The following is a 22609-nucleotide window of genomic DNA, read 5'->3' as shown; positions in this document are numbered from 1 at the left end:
GTTTTACCCTGTGTTTTAAGTCAATTCTTTTGACATTTTGGCGCCATGTTGACGCAGTAACTCCAATGTCTGTTTTTCTTCTGTTAATGCTTCAGACCAGTCAATTTCGTCGTAGTCACAATCAAAAAATAAATCACTGATCGATGACAGGATCGTCAGACCTTCTTCATCACGCGTATTCGGATCAACCTTCTCTTCAAGCAGACGCTGTACCACCGGGACACACGCTGAGCTTGCCGCATCCCATAGCGGACCATAGAGCTCCTCTGCATCCCACAAATGCAGATTGGCTTTGGCCTGAATCAGTTCTTCTAAAATATCAAGATGCACTTGAAGCTGTTGCTTCTTTTGCTCTTCAGTGAGTGGCTCACCCGATTCATAGGCTTCGCATACATTTTCCCACCACTGAAACAAGCCGTCACACAGAATCGAAATTGGCGGGCCTTTTTCAAGATCGATGAAATTCGGATCGAGACCTGATGCCAACAGGCGTTTAACCTGTTCAAGGTCTAATTCTTCGATGGCCTGAACAAAGGCTTTTTGTTGGTCTGTTAACATGAGCATCTCACAAAGCTAAAGAGTATAAAGAAAGGTTTGCTGTTATTTTTTCATTTATTAGATACGAATTAAAGCATACTCAGAAAAATACTACTGTTGAATCGTGTAGTCGTCCAATCATACCTGTAAATTGTGATGACATAAAAAAAGCCCTTTCGGGCTTTTTTTGATGACTGACTTATTCTTCGTCAGCAAATTCAACTCGACCACCACGTGTCGGCTCTAGTTTTTCAAAGGTATGTTCAAGGTTACGTTTCAGTTTATCAATCGCACCATGAATTGATAGATCGACATTTCTTGCTTTATGGCTCACCGCAATTGGCTTTAAACCTGCCGGGCGCGCTTCGATTAAACAGCGAATGTCTTCATCACCACGTTTTTCACCGTTTTCATCGCTCAGATGAACCGAAAAATGGGTAATGCGTTCTGAATGACGTTGAAATTCTTTAGAAAGTTCTGCACGAACATAATCAATTAAACGTTCACTACTTTGGATGTGTTTATCTGTGCGGATTTCAATATTCATAATCCCATCCTCTTTATATCTGTAATTCTATATAACAATCTATGCAAAACTTAATTGGCACGTTTTGAGCATGCTTTAATTTGGTGCTGTTGTATATCAACATTGTGTAATGGCTTGTTATCTCCTTTTATCCATCTGTGAGATGTTGTTTTTGGGTCTTTGAAGATCTTCTCTAACTTCAATATCCGTCTATACTCAAAAATATGCAAGCTGATTTTTTTATTTTTTTCGTCATTTTGATCAAAAAGGATGCATGATTGTGACCGCGTCGTATTTAAGAGGCCAAGACCTCATCGAGCAACTGAACACTACCCCCTACTCTCGCGACTTAATCGGTTATCATGGCCAGCCACCGCATGCCAACTGGCCCAATCAAGCCAAAATTGCCGTACAGTTCGTACTTAACTACGAAGAAGGCGGTGAAAACCATATTGAGCATGGCGATGCCGGTTCAGAGCAGTTTTTATCGGACATTATTGGTGCAGCAAGCTTCCCGTCCAAACATATGTCGATGGATTCGATGTACGAATATGGTGCACGTGCAGGCTTTTGGCGGATTCATCAGGAATTTCAAAAACGTGGCCTACCCATGACCATTTTTGGTGTGGGTATGGCTTTGGCACGTCATCCGCATATTGTAGACGCGATTAAAAACAGTCCTTACGATGTGGTTTCTCATGGGCAGCGCTGGATTCATTATCAAGATATGGATCTTGAGACTGAGCGCATGTATATGGATCAGGCACTCTCTGTATTAGAAGCGCTCTTTGGCGAAACACCCATCGGTTGGTATACCGGCCGCGATAGCCCCAATACGCGTCAGCTCTTGGCGGAGTTCCCACAGATTCAATACGATTGTGACTATTACGGCGATGATCTGCCGTTTTGGACCACGCTGACCCAACCCGATGGCAGCACCCGACCGCACTTAATTATCCCTTACACGCTTGAATCGAATGACATGAAATTTTGCTCACCGGGTGGCTTTAACAGTGGCGAGCAGTTTTTTCAGTATCTCAAAGATGCCTTTGATGTGCTCTATGCTGAAGGTGAAACTGCACCAAAAATGCTCTCTATCGGCATGCATTGCCGCATTTTAGGTCGCCCTGGACGCTTCAAGGCACTACAACGCTTTTTAGATTATGTGCAGTCACATGATCGAGTGTGGATCTGTCGCCGTAACGATATCGCCAAACACTGGTATACGCAGCATCCTTATCAGGCACCTTAAAGCGCCTGAAAACATATCTAAATAGACATCATCATTAAATAGATATCTCCATTATTTCGCTTTGGAGATATCTATTCCCAGTGGCATTGTAATTGCTCCATAATCAGGAAGTACCTTTTTGCATATGGATGAAAACAGTGCGTTTTTCTGAATTTAATGCTGCGCCGATCGACGATGCAAAGACCGTGTTGCATGCATGTGTACATATTCCATCATGGACTCAGACACTAAGCCAACAGCGTCCCTATTCATCTCGTGATGAGCTACTGAGCACCGCGGCAAATCAAGCCGAACGCTGGACGTGGCAAGATATTGAAGCAGCGCTGGCGACGCATCCGCGTATCGGTGAAAAGAAAGCCAAACAAGCGTTGACTGAGCGCGAAGCCGCATTTTCAGATGCAGAGCAATCGGGGGTAAAGCAAGATGAAACCACGCAACGCGCACTTTTTGAAGGCAATATGGCCTATGAAGAAAAGTTTGGTTTTATTTTCTTGATCAAGGCCGCAGGTTTGAGCAGTGACCAAATGCTCAGTGCGTTGAACCAGCGTTTGTCGCATGATATCGACACCGAAAAACAAATCGTGCATGAACAGCTTGCAGCGATTGCCCTTTTAAGACTTTCTCAAGGAATTGAGCCATGATTAGCACGCATATTTTAGATACGCATCTGGGTAAACCCGCGCAAAATGTAGATGTCCGTCTCTACGACGCCACCACACGCACGCTGCTAGGCCAAGGCCGCACCGACCAAGATGGCCGTTTAAAAGCATTTGGTTTAACGCAAATAAGCGCTGGCGCCTATTTACTCGAATATGATGTAGCACCTTATTTTGCACAGAAACAGCTCAAGACTTTTTTCCCCAATGTATTGATTCAATTCAATATTGAAAACCCGGAAGAGCATTATCATGTGCCACTTTTAATTAGTCCTTTTGCTTACTCGACCTATCGTGGCAGCTAATACAACACCTTTTTGCGATACGCTCGTTTATCAGTGCCATCATGGCGAGGAACACCTTTAAAACCAGATCATTACAAAGCCAAGGGACTGGCTTTGTATAAACTGCCGAGTTTTAGTGAAAGTTTAAATTCTGCTTTTATTTTAGCCCCGGCGCGCTATTATTGACGCGCTTTTATGGGGATAAAATTTATGAAGCTGACGCAACTGGCCTGTGCCGCATTGATGATGACTGGCAGCGCCGCACTATATGCGAAACCGATCTGGCAAGATTTTAGTGTGACAGGGCTTTACGGGGAAAATTACGAAGTGGTGGATAAAAAGGAAACCACCATTACGCTTGAATATGCAGCCAAAGTGAAATATGCCGATGTGTTCTTTTTTATGGATCGCATGCGTGGCAGCGACGATTATAAAAGTACCTACTTCGAGCTTTCACCTCGTTTTAGCTTAGGTGAAATTACTGGGCATTCCTTTGCCTATGGGCCAATCAAAGATGTGTTGGTGTCGACCACATGGGAAAGCAACAGTGCCAATGGCAATAACTTTGACAACTTCCTTTACGGCTTCGCGGTCGATTTCAACGTCCCGTATTTTCAGTATTTTGCACTGAACTTTTACCGTGCCAATAACGAAAAAACCGACGATGACTACCAGATGACAGCGGTCTATGCGCTACCATTTAAAGTTGCTCAGGAAGAGTTCTTGGTAGACGGATTCATGGACTGGTCAACCGCTGAAGGCGATCATGCCAGCGAATTAAACTGGACCACGCAGTACAAATGGAACGTGGGCAAGCATATTTCACCAGACACACGTTTGTATTTAGGTATTGAGCATTCCATCTGGAATAACAAATTTGGCTTAAAAGGTTTCGACGAGCATAACGTCAGTGCCTTGGTCAAATACCACTTCTAAAATATCAACATCGGGATACGCCATGTATCCCGATGCCAACTCATCTAGACCTCTAAAGGCTTTAATCCAGCGGGTTTCCGACAATATTGCCAATAATGCCATTCATAATGTGCAACCCTTTTTCCTGACGCAATTCTGCATACCATGCATGGGTCACAGCTTCATCTTTCATATGCGTCACATCACAGCGTTTACGGGCCCGAAGTACCATTTCATTGGCGCGTTGGTTGCGCTTCTCCTGATAACGTTTCAGCGCGTCTTCTATACTTAAAGTATTGATTTGCAGTGAACGTGCCAGATAAATTGCATCTTCCATCGCCTGACAGCCACCTTGCCCGATATCCGGCGTGGTGCTGTGCGCAGCATCGCCTACTAAAACCACGCGACCTTTGTAGAACTGTGCAAACGGCTCGATATCACAAATTTCGACCCGATTGGTTTTTTGCGGATCTAAGCGCTCAATCAGGGTTTGCACTTGCGGACACCAGCCTGAGAAATATCCTTTTAATTGCTCTTTATAAGTAGATCTGTCATTTTCCAAACCCGCAGCTAATGGCACATCTAAAAAGAAATAAAAGCGACCATTGGCCACAGGCATGAGTGAAGCACGTTTACCTTCGCCCACATAGGTGGTCCAATGATGTGGGCCAGCCAAATCTTCAGAAATCTCGACCAGACCGTTCCAGTTGACATAACCGGCATAACGGCGCTCGACCTGCTCACCCAAAACGTAAGCACGGGTAATTGAATGCGTTCCATCAGCGCCTACCAGTATATCGGCATGCGTGCTGCTACCATCGGCAAAGTGGATTTCGACCCCTTGTTCAACTTCTTTCAAGGACATCATGCGCTTACCCAAATGAATATCATCGTGGCCAAATTCATCCATCAGCATGGCTTGTAGTTCGGCACGAGAAACCGGATAAGGGCGCTGACCCACCTCTTCAATTAAAGGCTGCAAACTGAATTCGGTCATGACTTCGCCGCTCAGACCATCCACATAAGCCAGATGATCCATCTGCCCGCCGAGTCGCGCAATTTTATCGGCCAAACCGAGATAATTCAAGCATTTGACGCCATTGGACCAGAGGGAAATGGCAGCACCAACCGGAAGAATTTGCTCCGCTTGCTCATAAATGCGGACTTGGTGACCAAACTTTTTTAAGGCAATACCTGTCGTTAAGCCGCCCATACCTGCACCAATAATGACCACATTCATGTGTTACTCCTTATTTTTACGACACTTTTATCTTATATTGTCTTAAGCCAAATCCATGCCACGTGTAGGGAAATGCACCAGATTATTAGAATTGGCATATACCCTGCATAACAAAGCACGATGATGATGCATTTTTGTGTCATTCTGAGTTAAAAAGACACATCAACTTACGTCAAGTTGATCTTGATTAATTACTTATAACGGAAATATACAATGGCCACGCTTCTTGCACCAGCATTTGAACTCCCATCAGCACTACATTCGCTAACCAATCTGGCAGATACCAGAATTGGCGCTCAAATTGTTGAATGTTCAGATGATTTTTTTGCTGAGGCAAAGCGGATGCTGCAATTTGAAGCACCAATCTTTGTCGAAGATAAGTTTGACGACAACGGAAAATGGATGGATGGATGGGAAACCCGTCGTAAACGTCATGCTGGTTATGATTGGTGCATTGTGAAACTTGGTGTTGCAGGCACGATTCAGGCTGTCGATATTGACACCACTTTTTTTACCGGCAATTATCCGGCATCTGCCTCATTAGAGGGCTGCTATGCACCAAATGGAGACACTGCACACGCAAAGTGGCAACCACTTTTGGGCAATTCGATTTTAGGGCCAAGCCAGCATCATGTTTTTGATGTGAATCAAGACGGTATTTTCACGCATATTCGACTGAATATTTTTCCAGATGGTGGTATAGCACGTTTACGTGTCTATGGTGAGGTCCAGATTCAGACCACAGATACAGACCAAACCTTAGATTTACTGGCGTTACAAAACGGTGGCCGCGTCATTGCCTATAGCGACGCACATTTTGGTCATCCGCGTAATTTGATTAATCCGGGCCGTGGTGTAAACATGGGTGATGGCTGGGAAACCAAACGTCGCCGTGCACCAGGATTTGACTGGTGCGTACTGGCACTGGGCAAAGCAGGAAAAATCGACAAAATTGAGATCGATACGGCACACTTTAAAGGGAATTACCCTGCGCAAGTATCAATCCAAGCCATTTATATTGAAAATGCTACCGACCCACAGTTAATTCCGCAAAGCATGTTCTGGCCATTCCTTCTAGAAGCGCAAGATATGCAGATGGATCATGTCCATGCGTATATCAATGAAATTTTGGCACACGAAAAAATTTCTCATATTCGCGTGAATATGATTCCAGATGGTGGCATTAGCCGTATTCGTCTATGGGGCAAACTGGTCTAAACCGAGAATTCATTATGCCGCAACGAAACATTCAGATTCAGCCACTCACTGTTGAAAACTTTCAGGCCTTTGGCGAGGTGATCAGCTGTACAGGGCATGCCTTTTTTCACATTAACGATGCGCATACCGAGCGCTATCATGCCATTGTTGAAACGGAAATTCAGGGTGAAGCCAAAGCTGGTATTAGTATTTTTCGAAATATCAAAGCCACTGCTGTGCCATTTCAAATCGAAATGCTTGAGCGACATCCTGCGGGTTCGCAAGCATTTATTCCGATGCAGGGTCAGAAGTTTCTGATTGTGGTCGCCTTGGCCTCAAAGACGCATCCCGATCAACCAGATCTCGATCAGATTCATGCGTTTGTGTCTGATGGCAGTCAGGGGGTGAATTATCGTGCTGGCACATGGCATCATCCATTACTGACACTTGAAGCACCCAGCGACTTTGCTGTGATTGATCGGATTGGTACAGGCCACAATTGTGATGTGTATCGATTCGAGCAACCGGTTTGCATCCAAGAAATGATATAAAGTTTCGCTACGCATTGGCCCCGATTCGTCGGGGCTTTTGATTTTATATTGCGCTAAACTTCGCTAACATAGCGTGTATGACATGAAAACAGAACAAGACCAATGACGACATTTTTTAAACTGAGTGTATTACTATTAGGCACTGCAATCGCACAAATTAGTGCTGCCGAAATTTCATATGAACAAGAACTTAAGCAAGGCTGCGCCAAGATTAAATCCTATGCACAGCTAGGGAAAAAATATTACGATCAGCGCGACTATGCTAAAGCGATCGATCAGTTTGAATTACAGGCGTCATGGACACATTTTTGTATTTTAAATCAGGAAGAAAGTGGCTCTAAATTGACTGCACGCGATATGGATCTGGCCAACAATAATGTGGGGCTCAGTTATGCCAAAAATGGACAGCCGCTCTGGGCGCGTGCATGGTTCTTGCGCGATGGCACGACAGATACCAGTCGTTTTAATTTAAAACAGTTGCCTCCACCTGCGATTTCTAGCAGCCTTGAAGGCACCTATGTAAGACCAAATGGTTTCGGGCAATGGAATTACGTTTTTGTCAGCAAAAAAGCCAAAAGCTATCAAATCGATTTTCAAGGTTATTATTTTGGATTACGCGGTCTGATTTATGGCCCCAATATGGGTAACTTCACGATTCAAATGCCGCTGAGTCAAAAACAGGCACAGTACCGTTATCAAGACTGTAAAATCGATTTAGCATTTAATGCAGATACCAAAATCGGTCAGTTTATTACCATCAAACAAAGTGAAAGTGACTCCGCATGTGGCTTTGGTCACAACGTATTTGCCGATGGCATCTATCAAAAAGTCGAGTCGGACTTAAATCAAAAAACCAGAAAAGGCTCGCCATAACTTCAAAATACGGAAATACCCATACGCAATGATGCGTTAATGCGAAAATAGACAGACTTGTATAAAGATTTACTTAACCCTATAATTTTTAAAATTTTATTACGATTAAAAAAATCCTTAATAAAAATTAGGGTCTGTCGAGTTTAAGTTATGGTCATTGAAGTTTTTTTACGTGCATTTTTACTGCTTTTTATTTCCGGAATTGGTTGGGGCGTTGGTAAAAGGTTTAAGTTAGATTCTAAAGATATTGCGGCACTCTTGGTCTATGTAATTTCGCCATTTGTTATTTTTTACGCCATAACTGAGTCACCAGCCAACTGGCGCTATTTAAAGTATTCTGCTGGTGCTTTCTTATTGGCTTCTTTTATGGCCATGCTAGGGCTGATATTCGCGCGACTTTTCTGGAAAGACAGTCGAGTCCATTTATTTGGTTTTGCCGCAGGAACAGGAAATACGGGTTATTTTGCCTTGCCTCTGGTTTTGGCAATTTTTGATCCAACACAAATCGCGATTGCCATATTTATTATTATTGGCATCAATTTATATGAATTTACAGTTGGCTATTTTATTACGGCAAAAGGCAACAGTACGTATCGAGAAAGTTTGATCAAAGTCATCAAAATGCCAATTATTTATGCGGCGATACTGGGCATATTATTTAAATATCTCGATCTGAATCTTAATCCGATCGTGTCATCATTTTTAAGTAATTTTAAAGGTGCTTATAGTGTTTTAGGAATGATGACGATTGGAATCACCATCGCGAAATTCACCAAGATCGAATTTGACTGGCTCTATTCAATTTTATCAATTTTCTGGAAACATATCGTGTATCCGGTGGTGGGTTTTGTCATTTTCTATCTCATTTTTCCGACTGATATTTTAGTGCTACAAGTGATTGCCTTAATGGTAGCAACACCTATGGCCGCCAATGTGGTGGTGATTTCAAATAATTTAGGTTTACATCCAGAAAAAGCCGCCACTTCGGTGATGCTCAGCACCGTACTTTCCGTCGTGACTGTTCCGCTCGCGCTGTACTTCGTCACTCAGTATTTGTAGGCTTAAATTGCTCTATAAAAAACCCTGTTTTCAAACAGGGTTTTTTTCATTAAACAGCAATATCAGCCAAGTTGCCTTTTTGTTCTAACCAGTGCTTACGGTCGGCTGAGCGCTTCTTGGCCAGTAACTTGTCGAGTAAACCCGCGGTCATGTGTGCATCATCCAGATCCAGCTGAACCAGTCTGCGCGTATCTGGGTCCATGGTGGTTTCACGCAGCTGACTGGCGTTCATTTCACCCAAGCCCTTAAATCGGGTAATTTGCGGATTTTTGGTTTTTAACTTGCTCAGGATTGAATCGAGTTCTTCATCATCCAAGGCATAAAACACATCCTTTCCGGCATCGATTCGAAACAAAGGCGGCATGGCCACATACAAATGCCCTTCTTCGACCAAAGCTGGAAAATGCTTTACAAACAAAGCACACAGCAAAGTGGCAATATGCAAACCATCCGAGTCCGCATCGGCCAGAATACAAACCTTGCCGTAGCGCAGTTCTGATAAATCATCACTGCCCGGATCGACACCAATGGCAATCGCAATGTCGTGCACTTCCTGTGAGGCCAGTACCTCATCTGACGACACTTCCCACGTATTTAAAATTTTGCCGCGAATCGGCATGATGGCCTGAAAGTTTTTATCTCGCGCCTGCTTGGCACTGCCCCCTGCCGAGTCACCTTCGACAATAAACAGCTCAGATTCTTCTCGGGTTTGGCCCGCACAGTCGGCCAGTTTGCCGGGCAATGCCGGCCCTGAGACTATTTTTTTGCGCTCAACTTTTTTTGCGGCTTTTAAACGGCGCCCTGCTTTGGAAATGGCCATTTCCGCCAGTTGCATGGCAATTTCGGCATGCTGATTCAGCCACAGCGCAAAGGCATCTTTGGCAATATTGAGTACAATTCCCGAGGCTTCACGGCTCGATAAACGCTCTTTGGTTTGGCCAGAAAATTGCGGCTCTTGAAACTTAAGCGACAAAATAAAATTCACGCCATCCCAAACATCTTCTGCCGAGAGTTTAAGATTACGTGGCAATAAGTTACGTAGCTCACAAAACTCACGCAAGGCTTCTGTCACGCCAGAGCGTAAACCATTGACATGCGTACCGCCTTGCGCCGTTGGAATGAGGTTGACATAACTTTCCTGAATCTGCTCGCCACCTTCAACATTCCAGCAAATGGCAAATTCACAGCTGGCGCGCTCTGCCTGTCCGCTACTTAAAAAAGCTGGTGCAGGCAAAATCTCACGATCTTCGAGTTCGTCCATGAGATAATCGACCAAACCATTTTCGAATTGCCATTCGATGGTTTCGTTATTGATTTGATCCTCATAAATAATTTGTAAGCCGGCTGCCAAAACAGCTTTGGCCTTTAAATTGTGCTTGAGTGCTTTCAGTGCAAATTTAGGTGAATCAAAATATTTGGCTTCTGGCCAGAATCGAACCGTGGTTCCCGAAGCACGTTTCGGTGCTTTACCCGTCTGTACCGCTAAAGGGCCAGTAGGTTCACCGTGCTCAAATACCATTTTATACAGGTTGCCCTGACGCTGAACATCGACCTCTACCCGACTCGACAAGGCATTGACCACAGAAATGCCCACACCGTGTAATCCACCAGAAAACTGATAATTATCCGTGCTAAATTTCCCCCCAGCGTGCAGCTTGGTCAAAATAATCTCGATACCGCTTTGGCCATATTCCGGATGGATATCCACCGGCATACCTCGGCCATTATCTTCGACCGATAACGAGCCATCTTGATACACGGTGACGCGGATTTTGTTGGCGTGCCCGGCCAATGCTTCATCGACAGCATTGTCAATCACTTCCTGCGCCAGATGGTTTGGTCGTGTTGTATCGGTATACATACCGGGACGACGACGAACCGGATCTAAACCTGACAAAACTTCAAGTGACTGAGCCGTATATTGTGACACGTTGGGGGACTTCCTTTATTTTAGCGAATAGGACAAAAATGCCAGAATAAATGGCAGTTTTTTTTCAAAATCTTCCATGGCATGGTTACCATGTGCATCCGTGAAAATCAAGGATACAGGCGATGACTGAGTATAATAGCGCTGTGCTTCGCGATAATCCAAAACTTCGTCGCCCTGTTGTAACAGCACGAGTATTTTGTCGGCAACCTCGAGTTGAGTGACCGCGATCTGTTCAAGTTCAATCAGTTGCTGATGATCAAGCGTCCAGCCAGCTGCCACGGTATACGGCAAGGCTTCATCTGCAAATAGCTCGCGAAACAGTTGCCATGGTCGCATGGCCGGATTAATGAGCACAGCAGGCAGATGATGTTTTGCGACAAGTTGAGTCGCATAAAAGCCGCCCAGACTACTGCCGACCAGCGCGACATCGGAAAGTGATTCAACCAATTGATCAAGTTTTTGCATGACCTGAAGCGGCGGCAGATTTAGATCGGGTAAATGTACAGATACCTCTGGATCTTTCTCGGCAAATTGCTTGAGCTGCTGCCCCTTGATGGACTGCGGGCTGCTTCTAAAGCCATGTAAATAGATCAGATTCATCACTACGAACCACGTATAATGAGTAAAAACGGTAAGGCTATATAGGTTTTTTGTTGCAATACGCGATTGTCAGACAAAAAACATCTCTCTACGCGCCATTCATCAGTATGTTGAAACATTGCACTGTATAGCGCTTAAGATGACATATAAACTGTTTTATAGCCTGAAGCATATGAAAAATAAAGTATCGGGCCTTGTGAGTCGGGGAAAATAATCATGACCAGTCTAACTCCACTTCATGAGACATATTGCAAATGGGACCGTACACCGCCCAGTCAAGCGGATGTGCTTGAAGGCCTTGCGCAACTGGTGAGCACCAGCTTGTGGGGGGTGCATGATATTGTGCAAATCATTCATCATGAAATTTTAAAAAATACGCTGGGGATGAGCGAACAACAATCCAGTCGGTTTTTGCGTATTCCGCAAGTTCAAAATATCTATACCTTTTCATACAGCATGCTGCAGCGTTATGGCCGTATGTTTATTGCACCCAGTTTGCGTCGTATTATCGAAAAATTTCCAATTTTGCATGACAAACCGCTGACCCCGATGCTGCATTTTTTGGTGGGCGCATTAAACGGTGTACTCGGTGATTATTTACTCAAATATCAAAATCCGTTGGCACTTCCGATGGTGCTTTATGATCATTATGGCGCCTTGCAACAAGGTGATCTGGCTGGCCGTGTGGTAATTTTTGTGCATGGCCTGTGCATGAATCATACCGATTGGTCAAACCGTAATTTTGGCGGCATTGGAGAGCGGCTGCTGGCCCAGCGCGACAACAATTTTATGTTGTATCTGAATTACAATACGGGTCGGCGTATTTCTGCCAATGGCCGTAGCCTGTCAAATACACTTGAAGATCTGATTAACCGAAATCCGGGCATTACCAGTATTGATTTAATCGGTCATAGTATGGGTGGACTGGTGTCGCGCAGTGCGCTGTTTTATGGCAAGCAAAATATGTATCGCTGGATACAGATGGTCGATAATCTGGTCTGTATTGGCTCGCCTCACCACGGCGCGGTACTTGAGCGTTTTGGCTTTTCATTGCAAGATCGACTCGGGCGCTTTCCCTTTGTGAAGTTAATTGGCCATCTGGTCAATATTCGCAGCAACGGGATTTTAGACTTGCGTCATGGCAGTGTCCGAGATGATGACTGGGAACATTTAGAAGCCCGAATTGGGCTCATGGATGACAATCGTAAACCGGCTCCACTACCGTCTCATATCAATACCTTTTTAATTGCGGGCACAGTCGAGTTTAAAAACGTTAAAAATAAGGCCCTTTCGATTATTGGAGATTATCTGGTCAGTGTAAAAAGTGCTTTGGGCGAACATCCTAATCCACGCTTTCATTTAAAAGTTCCCGATGCCCACAAAGCGGTTTTTAATGGACTGAACCATTTTGAAATTCAGTACCATTCGAGTGTTGCAGAGCAGATCACACGCTGGTTTTATCCTGAGCATCAAGATTATGTCACCACAGGTGTCCAAACGCATATGATCAATGTTCCTCAGCATTCAACGCCATCACTTCATGGCATTGCGGAAACCTAAAATCAACTCGAAAAAAATCCCGAATGATGCAACATCATTCGGGATTGTGTATTGCATTTCTATTTTTTCTTGGCGTAGATCGGGTAATGGCGTAAAAGCTGCCACACGCAGATCGCCAAGATGAGCACAAAATACGCCAAAGACCATACCGGTAAGGACTGACCCAGAAAGGTCCAGTCAATTGCGGCACACTCACCAGAGCCTTGTAACACTTGCTGCATGACGGTTTTAAGTGGCAATGCATCGAGCAAATAGTTCAGGCCCGGCCCACAGCTAGGCACCTGATCGGGTGGCAACGTCTGTAACCAGACATGACGCGATGCCACACCCACCGACCACAAAATCCCCAGTGAAGCCAAGAAGGCATAAAAGCGTTTCACTGCATTTGAAACTGGATTATGCAAAAATGCGATCAGTGCAATGATGCCCATCGCCATCAGCCCGACACGCTGAAAAATACACAGCGGGCAAGGTTCAAGTCCTTTTACATGCTCCAAGTAGAGCGCAAAAGACATGCCGACAATACTGGCCAGAACCAATACACCACTTACGAAGCGATAACTCCACTGCATGCGCATTCCTCAAAATTGTTATCGAAATTGAGCAAGATAATCCTCAAAGCTGAGCGAGGATTCTTGTTCGAGTTGATACTGTTGTTGACGTGACTGTTGAGCAAGCTGCTCGAAATAGGTTTGTTTTTCAGCACTTAACGAATATTGATCATAGATATTTGCATGTTGCTCGGCCAAAACACTGCCAAAGCTCCATGTTCCACCGTGGGTCAAGGTGTCTTTTATCACTTGTGCCGACAAAGACTGATTCACGTCATCAATGCGCTGCTGCATAACGCGCAAAGCATCACTGTACAACGATGTCTGGTAGCTTTCATCGAGCAACTCGGCACAGGCTTGCATTTCATTCACATGCTGACGCGCCCAGTCACGTACAGCGTAAACTCCGTCAGAGGTCTCAATTTGAGCCGTTTTCGCGCGACCCCGATTGACCACTTCAGTTTGGTTACGCTCAATCATATCTTGCTCATCACTCTCAAGTGGCGGGCTGTCCAGAAGCAAGCAATACAAAGCGAGTACCTCTAAAAAGCCTGCTGTGTTTTCATCAATTCCGATCGGACTATACGGATTGACATCAACAGCACGCAACTCTACATAGCCAACCCCACGGTTACGTAACGCATCCGATGGCGTTTCACCGCCTTGCGGCACCTGCTTTGGGCGCACCAGACTGTAATATTCGTTTTCGATTTGCAGCACATGATCATTAATCTGGATCGGCTTACCTTGATCATCATTTAAGCCCAGCGCGCTAAAGGCCTCATACGGCGTTTTTACCGCATTTTGCAAACCTTCCAGATATCCATTTAGATTGTTGTAATGAATGCCGAGTTTCTTCTGGGCCGAGTTTTGATAACCCAGACGACCCATTCTCAATGCGGTTGCATCGGGTAAATATAATGTTCCACGAACCAGTGGCAGCAAATGATGCTCGCGTCCAGTCAGAAAACAGCGGCATACGGACGGACTTGCCCCAACCAAAAAAATTACCAGTGGCGTCAGGCGGATAAAATTACGAATCAGGGCAAAATAGCGATGGCTTCGATAATCTTGCAAGTTCATCTGCTGAAGCGCATGGTCGGTTTCATGCGCCTGCAAGGCTTCAAATAACGTGTCTGGAAATGACAGATTGTAATGCACACCCGAAATGGTTTGCATACGACGGCCGTAGCGTACACCTAGCCCGCGTCGATACAGCGTTTTAAAGCGACCAATATTGGATGTGCCATAATTGGCCAGCGGAATTTGTTCTTCTTCATCATCGAGCATACATGGCATTGAAAGTGGCCATAACTTCTCACCTTCATCGAGATGCCCATGCACCACCGCATGAATGTCTTTAAGTTCGCTTAAAACTTCTTCAATACTGGCTTTGGGCGGTGTAATAAACTCCATCAAGGCTTCAGAGTAATCGGTGGTGATGCGTGAATGCGTCAGTGCCGAACCCAGACCGTGCGGATGGGGTTGCTGTGATAAAAAGCCGTTGCCTTGCATACGCAAGCTCTCGCGCTCGATGCCCCGCAACATGCCGTTTAATAATGACGAATCCACCCAAGTTTGCACTACAGATTGAGAGGTCGAATTGGGTTGACTCATGGACAATGCTCGCTAATGATAGAACTACTACACAAAATCATAATGTTATTAGTATAACGTGAATTATGTTGGGCATAGCAGCGGCAAAACTAATTTCGAAAAAATTGAATATTTTCATTTCGGCACTTTTTTATCACAAACTTAGTATTTAAGACATGCAAGATTTGTGATTTTATTGAAGAATATCTGCTAACGAGCTGTAATTTCGATGAATTATCAAGACGTATTGGATTTCTGGTTTGCCCCCGAACACACCGATTTTTGGTATGCCAAAGACCTGGCATTTGATCAGCTGATTCGAACACGTTTTGAGGCAATACATCGGCAGGCCTGTGCCGTCGAGCTTTGGTCATGGCGACACACACCAGAAGGCCGTCTGGCCGAAATCATTGTGCTGGATCATTTTTCACGCAATCTTTATCGTGACAACGCCAGTGCATTTGCTCAAGATCCACTCGCGCTGGGCCTTGCACAAGAGGCGATCGCGCTCAAACTCGATGCACAGTTAAGCCCAGAGCAGCGCTCATTTTTATATATGCCGTTTATGCACAGTGAATCGAAAGCCATTCATGAGTTTGCGCTCAAACTGTTTCAGCGCTTGGGTAATGAAACCAACCTAAGCTTTGAAAAAAAGCATAAGCAGATTATTGATCGATTTGGCCGCTATCCGCACCGTAACGCCATTTTGGGGCGCACCTCCAGTGCGGAGGAGCTTGAATTTCTTACCCAGCCCGGCAGTCATTTCTGATACGTCTGGGCTAATTTTGCCTCGTCCTTATTGGAGGTTGTTATGAAATATCTTCCTGTTTCGATATTGCTTGCCACGAGTCTGGCTTTTACCGGCTGTGCCAGCTTACCGCATAAACCCAGAACCTTCGATCAACTGGGGCAATTTTCCAGTTATCCGCTAAATAGCCAAAGTTTTCGCATTGGCTTTAAAGCGGATTCCTCCGTAAGTTATGGCGCCGCAGAAGAAATCACCTTGGTCAAGGCTGCGCAAACAACACTCAAAAATGGCTTCCGCTTTTTTAAGGTGCTGAATGATCCAAGCAATATGGCCCAGAAACCACCGCGTCAGGCTGTAGTATATTCATCGCCAAGTATGTATTACCCTTACGGTTATTACCGACGCCATCCTGCCTTTTGGCCGGATCCGTTCTTTGATACCCCACAAGTGGTCAATCTCGATCCGGTTGAAGTGTCTTATACTATTGCATGTTTTAAAGATCAGAAAACAGCGCCGTCAGATGCTTTTGATGCCACTTTGATTCTTCGCTCACTGGGTGCCAAGTATGGTTTGGGCCCAAATGGCGAAGTGCTTATGCCTCAGCCTGCTGCTGCGCCGAATATGCCCAAAAACTGACCCCAAGGACTAAGCAAAGCCTATGCAGCCAGCGTCTACAACCCATTCTCCCAACCTCCACCGTAGCAAACGTCTGGCGACGATCGCGCTGATCAGTGCGGTCGTGATGTGGATTTTGCTGATGATTGCAGCAAAATTCTTCCCTGAATATGCATGGGTGATCCATATTTTTATGCTGGGTGCCGAAGCGGGCGTGGTGGGTGGGCTCGCAGACTGGTATGCCATCACAGTTCTGTTTCGTAATCCTTTTGGAAAAATTCCAATTCCCAAGTTTTTACTTGATCACACCGAAATTATTCCGCGCAATAAAGCCCGAATTGCCGAGTCGATGGGACGCTTTGTACAGGAAAACTTTCTGTCGCCGCAGGTGGTCGAGCAAAGCCTGAACAAGACCGACCTGAGCCTGGCAGTCGGTCAATGGCTTGAAAATCCTAAAAATAATACCCAAGTGGTGCAGTTGATCCAGCAGACCGTGCCGAAATTATTTGAATTTGTAGGGCAGCAGCAAATCGCGCAGTTTATTCAGAGTAACAGCGTAGAGTGGGTAAAAAGTACTAAAATCAATGCACTGGCCAGCGAAATGCTGCGTGCGGTGCTTGAAAATGACTTTCATCAAGATGTGTTACAGCGTGGTCTAGATCTCGCACATGAATGGATTGTGACGCATCCAGAACAAGCCCGTGAACTGACCCGTACCTTGTTTAAAGAGCTGGGGGTATGGAAACTGGCCAAAGGAGCCAGCTGGATTGGAATTGATGTACAACAACGTACCATCGATTCACTGATCGAAAAAGTGGAATCGATGCTGGCCGATCCTGAACATCCGTGGCGCCAAGGGATTGAAGAATATACCCAAACCCTGATGCTGCAACTTTCGGATGGTCAAAGTGATGCCAGCCAGCGCCTCAATGCAGGCAAAGATGCCTTGCTGGACAGTCCACAGGTCTTAAACTTTATCAGCGGTGCCGTGGTGATTTTATGCGATGCCGTGAAGCGCGATTTACTTAAAGCTGACTCTGGCATTGCACACAACTTGCAGGTGGCCATTCAGCAGGTGGGGCATAATCTGGTTCAAAACGCGGCCGTGCGTCAGGTACTTAATGAGAAAATGACTGGCTTGGCCATCGTGTTTAGTGATCAGTACAGCGATAAAATTATTCGCTACATCAGTGAACGCATTCACGAATGGGATTCCAGCGAAATGATCGGAAAGATTGAAAATGAAGTGGGTGGCGATTTACACATGATCCGGGTCAATGGCGTGGTCGTGGGTGCCTTTATTGGACTGACGCTCGGGATTATCCGTGCATTGTTCGATTATATGCTATAACCGATTGATCATTATTGCGTGGACATTCAACCAATGCAGCCCCTTCAGTTTAAGCTGGCCAATCAGGGTGTGACCATTTTTAGCACCATGACTGCTCTGGCGCAGCGCCTTAAAGCCATTAATCTGTCTCAGGGATTTCCTGACTTTGCCGCACCCGATGCACTAATTGAAGCCCTGTGTGATGCGACACGCAGTGGTTATAATCAATATGCACCGGGCGATGGCTGGCTGCCCCTAAGGGAACAGGTTGCAGCATTGTTTCTGAGCCGCGATCAGCTCCTGATTGATCCTGTGCATGAAGTAACCATCACGCCGGGAGCCACCATTGGGATTTTTGCAGCGATTCAAGCGGTGGTGCAGGCAGGCGATGAAGTGATTGTATTTGATCCCAGCTATGACAGTTATGCACCGGCAGTGCGGGTCGCGGGTGGAATTCCGGTCCATATTGCGCTTAAGGCACCCAATTTTGCGGTAGACTGGAGCGAGGTGAAGGCCGCAATCCGCCCACATACCCGCATGATTATTGTCAATACACCGCATAATCCCACCGGAACACTATGGTCATTAGACGACTGGCAGCAGCTGATTGAGCTGGTCGAACAGCATGACTTACTGGTGTTGTCCGATGAAGTCTATGAGCATCTGGTCTTCGATCAGCAGCGTCATTATAGCGCGTTGCATTTTCCAGCGCTCAGGGCACGTAGTTTTGTGGTGGGTTCATTTGGCAAAACCTGTCATGTGACTGGCTGGAAAACCGGCTACTGCGTGGCCAGTCCAGTGCTCATGCAGGGCTTTCGGCAAATTTATCAATATGCCAATTTTTGTGGCAATACCCCAGCACAAGTTGCCTTGGCTGAGTACATGCGCCAGCACCCCACTCATATTCCAGCGCTTCCTGATTTTTATCAGGCCAAACGCGATCTGTTTAATCAAAGGCTCAGCACAAGCCATTTTCAGTTTACGCCCACACCGGGAACATATTTCCAATGCGTCGATTACAGCGCTATTCGACCCGATTTAACCGATGTGGAGATGTGCTATTTCTTGGCTGAACAGTATGGTGTGGTGGCTATTCCCTTAAGTGTTTTTTATCAATCACCCGATCCGAAGATGCGTTTAATCCGCTTCTGCTTTGCAAAAACAGAACAGACACTCACACAAGCGACACAGCGTCTTGCAGAGTGCTCGCCTTGGCTATCATAAAATAGAAAATATATTCACTATACCCTACCCCGCACGTGCTATTTTGAAATCAAAGATCAATAAAATCGCACGTGCCAAGGAGAGCCAATGTCCCCAAAACGCTCGTTGATTACAGAGCAGAAGTTATGGAAAACATTTTTAATTTTTTTGCTTCCTTTAATTGCAACCAATACCTTACAAAGTCTATCGGGAACCATTAATACCGTCTTTGTCGGACAAATGATGGGTGTCAATGCCGTTGCGGCAGTGGCCGTCTTTTTTCCAATTCTGTTTTGTATGATGGCGTTTATTATTGGGCTATCGGCAGGCTCTACGGTCTTAATTGGTCAGGCTTGGGGCGCACAAAATATTGAAAAAGTCCGAACCGTAGTCGGCTCTACGTTGTTTATGACCCTCATCATAGGTTGTGTGATTGCAGGACTCGGCGTGTTCTTTAGCCGTGAAATTCTGACCCTTCTGGGCACCGATGCCAAAGTGATGCATTTGTCGTTGCCCTATGTGCAATGGATGCTGGCGGGTAGTCCGCTGTTGTTTGTCTATATTATTTATACCTCGATCTTGCGTGGTGTAGGCGACAGCATCACGCCATTGATTGCGCTCGGCATGACCAGCTTGATTGGGCTGGTGATCACACCCGTGTTAATCGGCGGTTATTTTGGTTTTCCCAAAATGGGCATTGTCTCACCCGCCATTGCAACTATTTTCGGTTATGTACTGGTTTTAGGGTTTCTGGCGATTTACCTGAATAAAAAGAATCATCCGCTGAAGCCCGACTGGGCACTGCTGCGTCATATTCGGCATAACCGCGAAGTCAGTCCACTGATTTTACGTTTGGGTATTCCAACCGGTATTCAGATGATCACCACCTCGGTGGCCGGACTGGTCATTGTCGGGCTGGTCAATCGCTTCGGTGCGAATGCAACTGCGGCCTATGGTGCAGTGAATCAAGTGTTGAATTATATTCAGTTTCCGGCACTCTCTATCTCGATTGCGGCTTCTATTTTTGGGGCACAAGCAATTGGTATGGGGAAATCGGATCTATTGTCCCGAGTCACGCGTACGGCTCTAGGAATGAATATCGCCATTACTGGTAGTCTGGTGGTCTTAGCGTATTTATTTTCAAAGTATTTAATGGCACTGTTTATCACTGATCCAAGTGTGGTCGAGTTGGGTCAAGAATTGCTGTTTATTGTACTCTGGTCGATTTTATTTTTTGGCGCCGGTTCAATTTTTGCCTCGATCATGCGTGCCAGCGGGACAGTGAATGTACCGATGATCATTAATATTGTGGCCATCTTATTGATTGAAGTCCCTTGTGCGTACTGGTTCAGTTCAATGTGGGGCTTAAAAGGTATCTGGATTGCTTATGCGCTGGCTTTTGTATGCTTGAGTTTTTTACAGGCGGCTTATTATCAGTTTGTCTGGAAGAAAAAGGCCGTTCGCGCACTGATTTAATTAGGGCGATAAAAAAAGGACCGATACTGTATCGGTCCTTTTTTTCAGCGCATAGCATGAAATACTTAGAATTTTTTACTCATTGAAGTCGCCAGTGCAGTCACTTTCTGGTATCCCGTTGGGAACAGACGCTGCATTAGATCCAGTGTCTTGGCATCGTTACCAATCAGTACACGGCGCTTGTCTTTACGCACCGCATCTAAGATTTGGCGAGCCGCCTCTTCAGGTGGGCAACGCAACAGCTTATTAAACGATTTGATCGATTTTTCCGGATGCATTCCCAGTGTTTTCAAGCTGTCATTCATTTTGGCAGCGTTGGCAATATTGGTTCGAATTCCTCCCGGATGAACACATAATGCGCTTACGCCACAATTTTCAATATCCAGTTCTTGACGCAACGATTCGGTAAAGCCACGTACTGCAAATTTTGATGCATTATAAGCCGATTGGGTGGGCTGCGCCGTCAAACCAAAAAGACTGGAAATATTGATAATATGCCCCTCTTTGCTTTGTTTAATCAGCGGCAAAAACTCTTTGGTGCCATAAATCACGCCCCAAAAGTTAATGTTCATTATCCATTCCAGATCTTCATAGCTTTCGCCTTCAACTGTTGAGCCAAGCGCGACACCGGCATTGTTGAAGATCATATTGACCGAGCCGTGGTTTTGCACGGTTTCTTGTGCCCACTGCTTAACAGCGTGGCGGTCGGCCACATCGACTTTTTTGGTGGTCACGCGAATTTGATAGGGTTTGAGTAGCGCAACTGTGGCCTCTAAGCCTGCTTCGTTTACATCACTCAACGACAAGTGACAGCCTTCTTTTGCAAGCAATAGCGCCAATTGCTGACCAATCCCTGAACCTGCACCGGTAATCGCTGCCACTTTATTTTTAAAATTTTTCATGTTCGCTTCCTTCAAGTTTGAGCGATTGACCCATTTTGCCACGTCGCACTCAACATCACTATATTTTTGACAATTCAGATTGTCAATATAGTCCAAGTACCAGCAAATACCAACACCAGCCGATGACTGATTCGGTCATTTGTAAAAAAACTTGCTACACTAATAACAGACTTTCGGAGAACCCTTGCAGCGATGACCGCAGCCAAACTTGATCGACACAGTGCGTCGTCTTCCAAAAAAAAATCGCAGGAGCGCCAGTTTAAGGGGCTGTCCCTGACCGAGCGGAAAACGGCAAGACGAGAAAAACTTATCGAAGCTGGAATTGAGGCCTATGGCACTTCAGGCTTTTTTTCTGTAACCGTCAAAGACATTTGTAATCAAGCCAAGCTCACAGAGCGTTACTTTTACGAATCTTTTAAAAAGAGCGAAGACCTGTTTCAGACGATCTTTTTAAAACAGATCGAAACGCTGCAAAATAATGTGATGCAAGCCGTCATGAAACACAACGCCACGCCGGAAAACATGATCGATGCGGGCTTAACTGCCCTCTTGCGCACGCTTAAAGACGATCCACGCTTGGCGCGTATTATTTATATCGATGCCATGCTGGTACAGGAATTACATAATCAGGCCACCATTCAAGAAACCATGATGCGTTTTGATCGCATGATTCAGGCACTGGTGATGCTGAGTATGCCCAATCTGCGTTATAGCGAGCAAGAGCTTTCACTGGTTTCTTCAGGTCTAAACGGTTATGTCACACAGGTGGCGATTCGCTGGGTGATGGGTGGCTTCAAACAATCTTTAGATGATGTGCTGTTTGCCTGCCGGATTGTGTTTGTGTCGCTGCTGGAAAAGCTGTCACACGATCCGGCTCAATCTAAAGCTTGACCACAGCCTAGATCGATGAAATCTCAATGACGACGCCCGTATTAAACGATCGGATTGTGGTTTTATTTGTCACAATTCATTGCAAAAATCCACTTCAGTGCAATTTTTGCAATGATA

23 protein-coding genes are annotated in these 22609 nt (G+C 45.4%); 15 read left to right on the top strand and 8 right to left on the bottom strand.

Going from position 1 to position 22609, the window contains the following annotated elements; translation table 11 throughout:
• Nucleotides 1-15: 15 nt before the first annotated feature.
• Nucleotides 16-558, bottom strand: coding sequence for an ankyrin repeat domain-containing protein (locus ADA42_RS11275; protein ID WP_004933840.1), 543 nt, complete (start codon nucleotides 556-558; stop codon nucleotides 16-18).
• 178 nt (nucleotides 559-736) lie between these two features.
• Nucleotides 737-1084: an HPF/RaiA family ribosome-associated protein gene (locus ADA42_RS11270; protein ID WP_004933837.1), complete on the bottom strand. Its 348-nt coding sequence runs from the start codon at nucleotides 1082-1084 to the stop codon at nucleotides 737-739.
• 259 nt (nucleotides 1085-1343) lie between these two features.
• Between ADA42_RS11270 and puuE the strand changes: the two genes are divergently transcribed.
• The 4 genes from puuE (at nucleotide 1344) to ADA42_RS11250 (ending at nucleotide 4191) form a co-directional block, all read left to right on the top strand.
• Nucleotides 1344-2315, top strand: coding sequence for an allantoinase PuuE (gene puuE / locus ADA42_RS11265; protein WP_004933834.1), 972 nt, complete (start codon nucleotides 1344-1346; stop codon nucleotides 2313-2315).
• 137 nt (nucleotides 2316-2452) lie between these two features.
• On the top strand, nucleotides 2453-2956 hold the full coding sequence (gene uraD / locus ADA42_RS11260; protein ID WP_171063719.1) for a 2-oxo-4-hydroxy-4-carboxy-5-ureidoimidazoline decarboxylase: 504 nt from the start codon (nucleotides 2453-2455) through the stop codon (nucleotides 2954-2956).
• Nucleotides 2953-3276, top strand: a complete 324-nt coding sequence (gene uraH, locus ADA42_RS11255) for a hydroxyisourate hydrolase (RefSeq protein WP_025095621.1) — start codon at nucleotides 2953-2955, stop codon at nucleotides 3274-3276. Before uraD ends, uraH begins: the two co-directional genes overlap by 4 nt.
• A gap of 189 nt (nucleotides 3277-3465) precedes the next feature.
• Nucleotides 3466-4191, top strand: coding sequence for an outer membrane protein OmpK (locus ADA42_RS11250; RefSeq protein WP_004933826.1), 726 nt, complete (start codon nucleotides 3466-3468; stop codon nucleotides 4189-4191).
• A 61-nt stretch (nucleotides 4192-4252) separates the two neighbouring features.
• Here ADA42_RS11250 and hpxO read toward each other — a convergent pair whose 3' ends face one another.
• On the bottom strand, nucleotides 4253-5410 hold the full coding sequence (hpxO, locus tag ADA42_RS11245) for an FAD-dependent urate hydroxylase HpxO (RefSeq protein ID WP_004944763.1): 1158 nt from the start codon (nucleotides 5408-5410) through the stop codon (nucleotides 4253-4255).
• Nucleotides 5411-5623: 213 nt separating this feature from the next.
• On the opposite strand from hpxO, the gene alc reads away from it, so the two are divergent.
• From alc to ADA42_RS11225, 4 genes are all read left to right on the top strand, one after another.
• Nucleotides 5624-6628 (top strand): allantoicase, encoded by a 1005-nt coding sequence (gene alc, locus ADA42_RS11240; RefSeq protein ID WP_048765267.1) that lies wholly within the window; start codon nucleotides 5624-5626, stop codon nucleotides 6626-6628.
• Nucleotides 6629-6642: 14 nt separating this feature from the next.
• A complete protein-coding gene (locus tag ADA42_RS11235) occupies nucleotides 6643-7158 on the top strand; it encodes an ureidoglycolate lyase (protein WP_048765364.1) in 516 nt (171 codons plus the stop codon).
• Between the two features lie 102 nt (nucleotides 7159-7260).
• Nucleotides 7261-8031 (top strand): hypothetical protein, encoded by a 771-nt coding sequence (locus ADA42_RS11230; RefSeq protein WP_048765266.1) that lies wholly within the window; start codon nucleotides 7261-7263, stop codon nucleotides 8029-8031.
• 150 nt (nucleotides 8032-8181) lie between these two features.
• Nucleotides 8182-9090: an AEC family transporter gene (locus tag ADA42_RS11225; protein ID WP_004933810.1), complete on the top strand. Its 909-nt coding sequence runs from the start codon at nucleotides 8182-8184 to the stop codon at nucleotides 9088-9090.
• Nucleotides 9091-9139: 49 nt separating this feature from the next.
• Here ADA42_RS11225 and parE read toward each other — a convergent pair whose 3' ends face one another.
• Together parE and ADA42_RS11215 are read right to left on the bottom strand one after the other, a co-directional pair.
• Nucleotides 9140-11020 (bottom strand): DNA topoisomerase IV subunit B, encoded by a 1881-nt coding sequence (gene parE / locus ADA42_RS11220; RefSeq protein WP_048765265.1) that lies wholly within the window; start codon nucleotides 11018-11020, stop codon nucleotides 9140-9142.
• 15 nt (nucleotides 11021-11035) lie between these two features.
• A complete protein-coding gene (locus ADA42_RS11215; protein WP_048765264.1) occupies nucleotides 11036-11620 on the bottom strand; it encodes a YqiA/YcfP family alpha/beta fold hydrolase in 585 nt (194 codons plus the stop codon).
• Nucleotides 11621-11836: 216 nt separating this feature from the next.
• On the opposite strand from ADA42_RS11215, the gene ADA42_RS11210 reads away from it, so the two are divergent.
• Entirely contained in the window at nucleotides 11837-13180 is a 1344-nt protein-coding gene (locus ADA42_RS11210) for a GPI inositol-deacylase (RefSeq protein WP_004933805.1), read from the top strand.
• A gap of 59 nt (nucleotides 13181-13239) precedes the next feature.
• Here ADA42_RS11210 and ADA42_RS11205 read toward each other — a convergent pair whose 3' ends face one another.
• Entirely contained in the window at nucleotides 13240-13752 is a 513-nt protein-coding gene (locus tag ADA42_RS11205) for a disulfide bond formation protein B (protein ID WP_025095628.1), read from the bottom strand.
• An 18-nt stretch (nucleotides 13753-13770) separates the two neighbouring features.
• Nucleotides 13771-15348 (bottom strand): glutamate--cysteine ligase, encoded by a 1578-nt coding sequence (gene gshA, locus ADA42_RS11200; protein ID WP_048765263.1) that lies wholly within the window; start codon nucleotides 15346-15348, stop codon nucleotides 13771-13773.
• Nucleotides 15349-15556: 208 nt separating this feature from the next.
• On the opposite strand from gshA, the gene ADA42_RS11195 reads away from it, so the two are divergent.
• The 5 genes from ADA42_RS11195 (at nucleotide 15557) to ADA42_RS11175 (ending at nucleotide 20699) form a co-directional block, all read left to right on the top strand.
• Nucleotides 15557-16096, top strand: a complete 540-nt coding sequence (locus ADA42_RS11195; RefSeq protein WP_048765262.1) for a DUF924 family protein — start codon at nucleotides 15557-15559, stop codon at nucleotides 16094-16096.
• A gap of 42 nt (nucleotides 16097-16138) precedes the next feature.
• Nucleotides 16139-16711, top strand: coding sequence for a CC0125/CC1285 family lipoprotein (locus ADA42_RS11190; RefSeq protein WP_025095631.1), 573 nt, complete (start codon nucleotides 16139-16141; stop codon nucleotides 16709-16711).
• A gap of 22 nt (nucleotides 16712-16733) precedes the next feature.
• Nucleotides 16734-18041, top strand: a complete 1308-nt coding sequence (locus ADA42_RS11185) for a DUF445 domain-containing protein (RefSeq protein ID WP_004933790.1) — start codon at nucleotides 16734-16736, stop codon at nucleotides 18039-18041.
• Nucleotides 18042-18074: 33 nt separating this feature from the next.
• Nucleotides 18075-19244 (top strand): methionine aminotransferase, encoded by a 1170-nt coding sequence (locus ADA42_RS11180; RefSeq protein ID WP_048765258.1) that lies wholly within the window; start codon nucleotides 18075-18077, stop codon nucleotides 19242-19244.
• An 87-nt stretch (nucleotides 19245-19331) separates the two neighbouring features.
• The gene (locus tag ADA42_RS11175; protein ID WP_004933784.1) at nucleotides 19332-20699 is read left to right on the top strand and encodes an MATE family efflux transporter; all 1368 of its coding nucleotides are present in this window, start codon (nucleotides 19332-19334) and stop codon (nucleotides 20697-20699) included.
• A gap of 65 nt (nucleotides 20700-20764) precedes the next feature.
• Here ADA42_RS11175 and ADA42_RS11170 read toward each other — a convergent pair whose 3' ends face one another.
• Nucleotides 20765-21601 (bottom strand): SDR family NAD(P)-dependent oxidoreductase, encoded by an 837-nt coding sequence (locus tag ADA42_RS11170; RefSeq protein ID WP_004933779.1) that lies wholly within the window; start codon nucleotides 21599-21601, stop codon nucleotides 20765-20767.
• Nucleotides 21602-21793: 192 nt separating this feature from the next.
• Between ADA42_RS11170 and ADA42_RS11165 the strand changes: the two genes are divergently transcribed.
• Nucleotides 21794-22492 carry a TetR/AcrR family transcriptional regulator gene (locus tag ADA42_RS11165; protein ID WP_048765255.1) on the top strand — a complete coding sequence of 233 codons (699 nt, stop codon included), beginning with the start codon at nucleotides 21794-21796 and terminating at the stop codon, nucleotides 22490-22492.
• The last annotated feature ends 117 nt before the right edge of the window (nucleotides 22493-22609 follow it).

Origin of the sequence: Acinetobacter sp. 243_ASPC, assembly GCF_001054715.1 — a bacterium.
Lineage (GTDB): Bacteria > Pseudomonadota > Gammaproteobacteria > Pseudomonadales > Moraxellaceae > Acinetobacter > Acinetobacter soli.
Note: the sequence above shows the minus strand (reverse complement) of the source record. Positions and strands in the feature narration are given on the sequence as shown.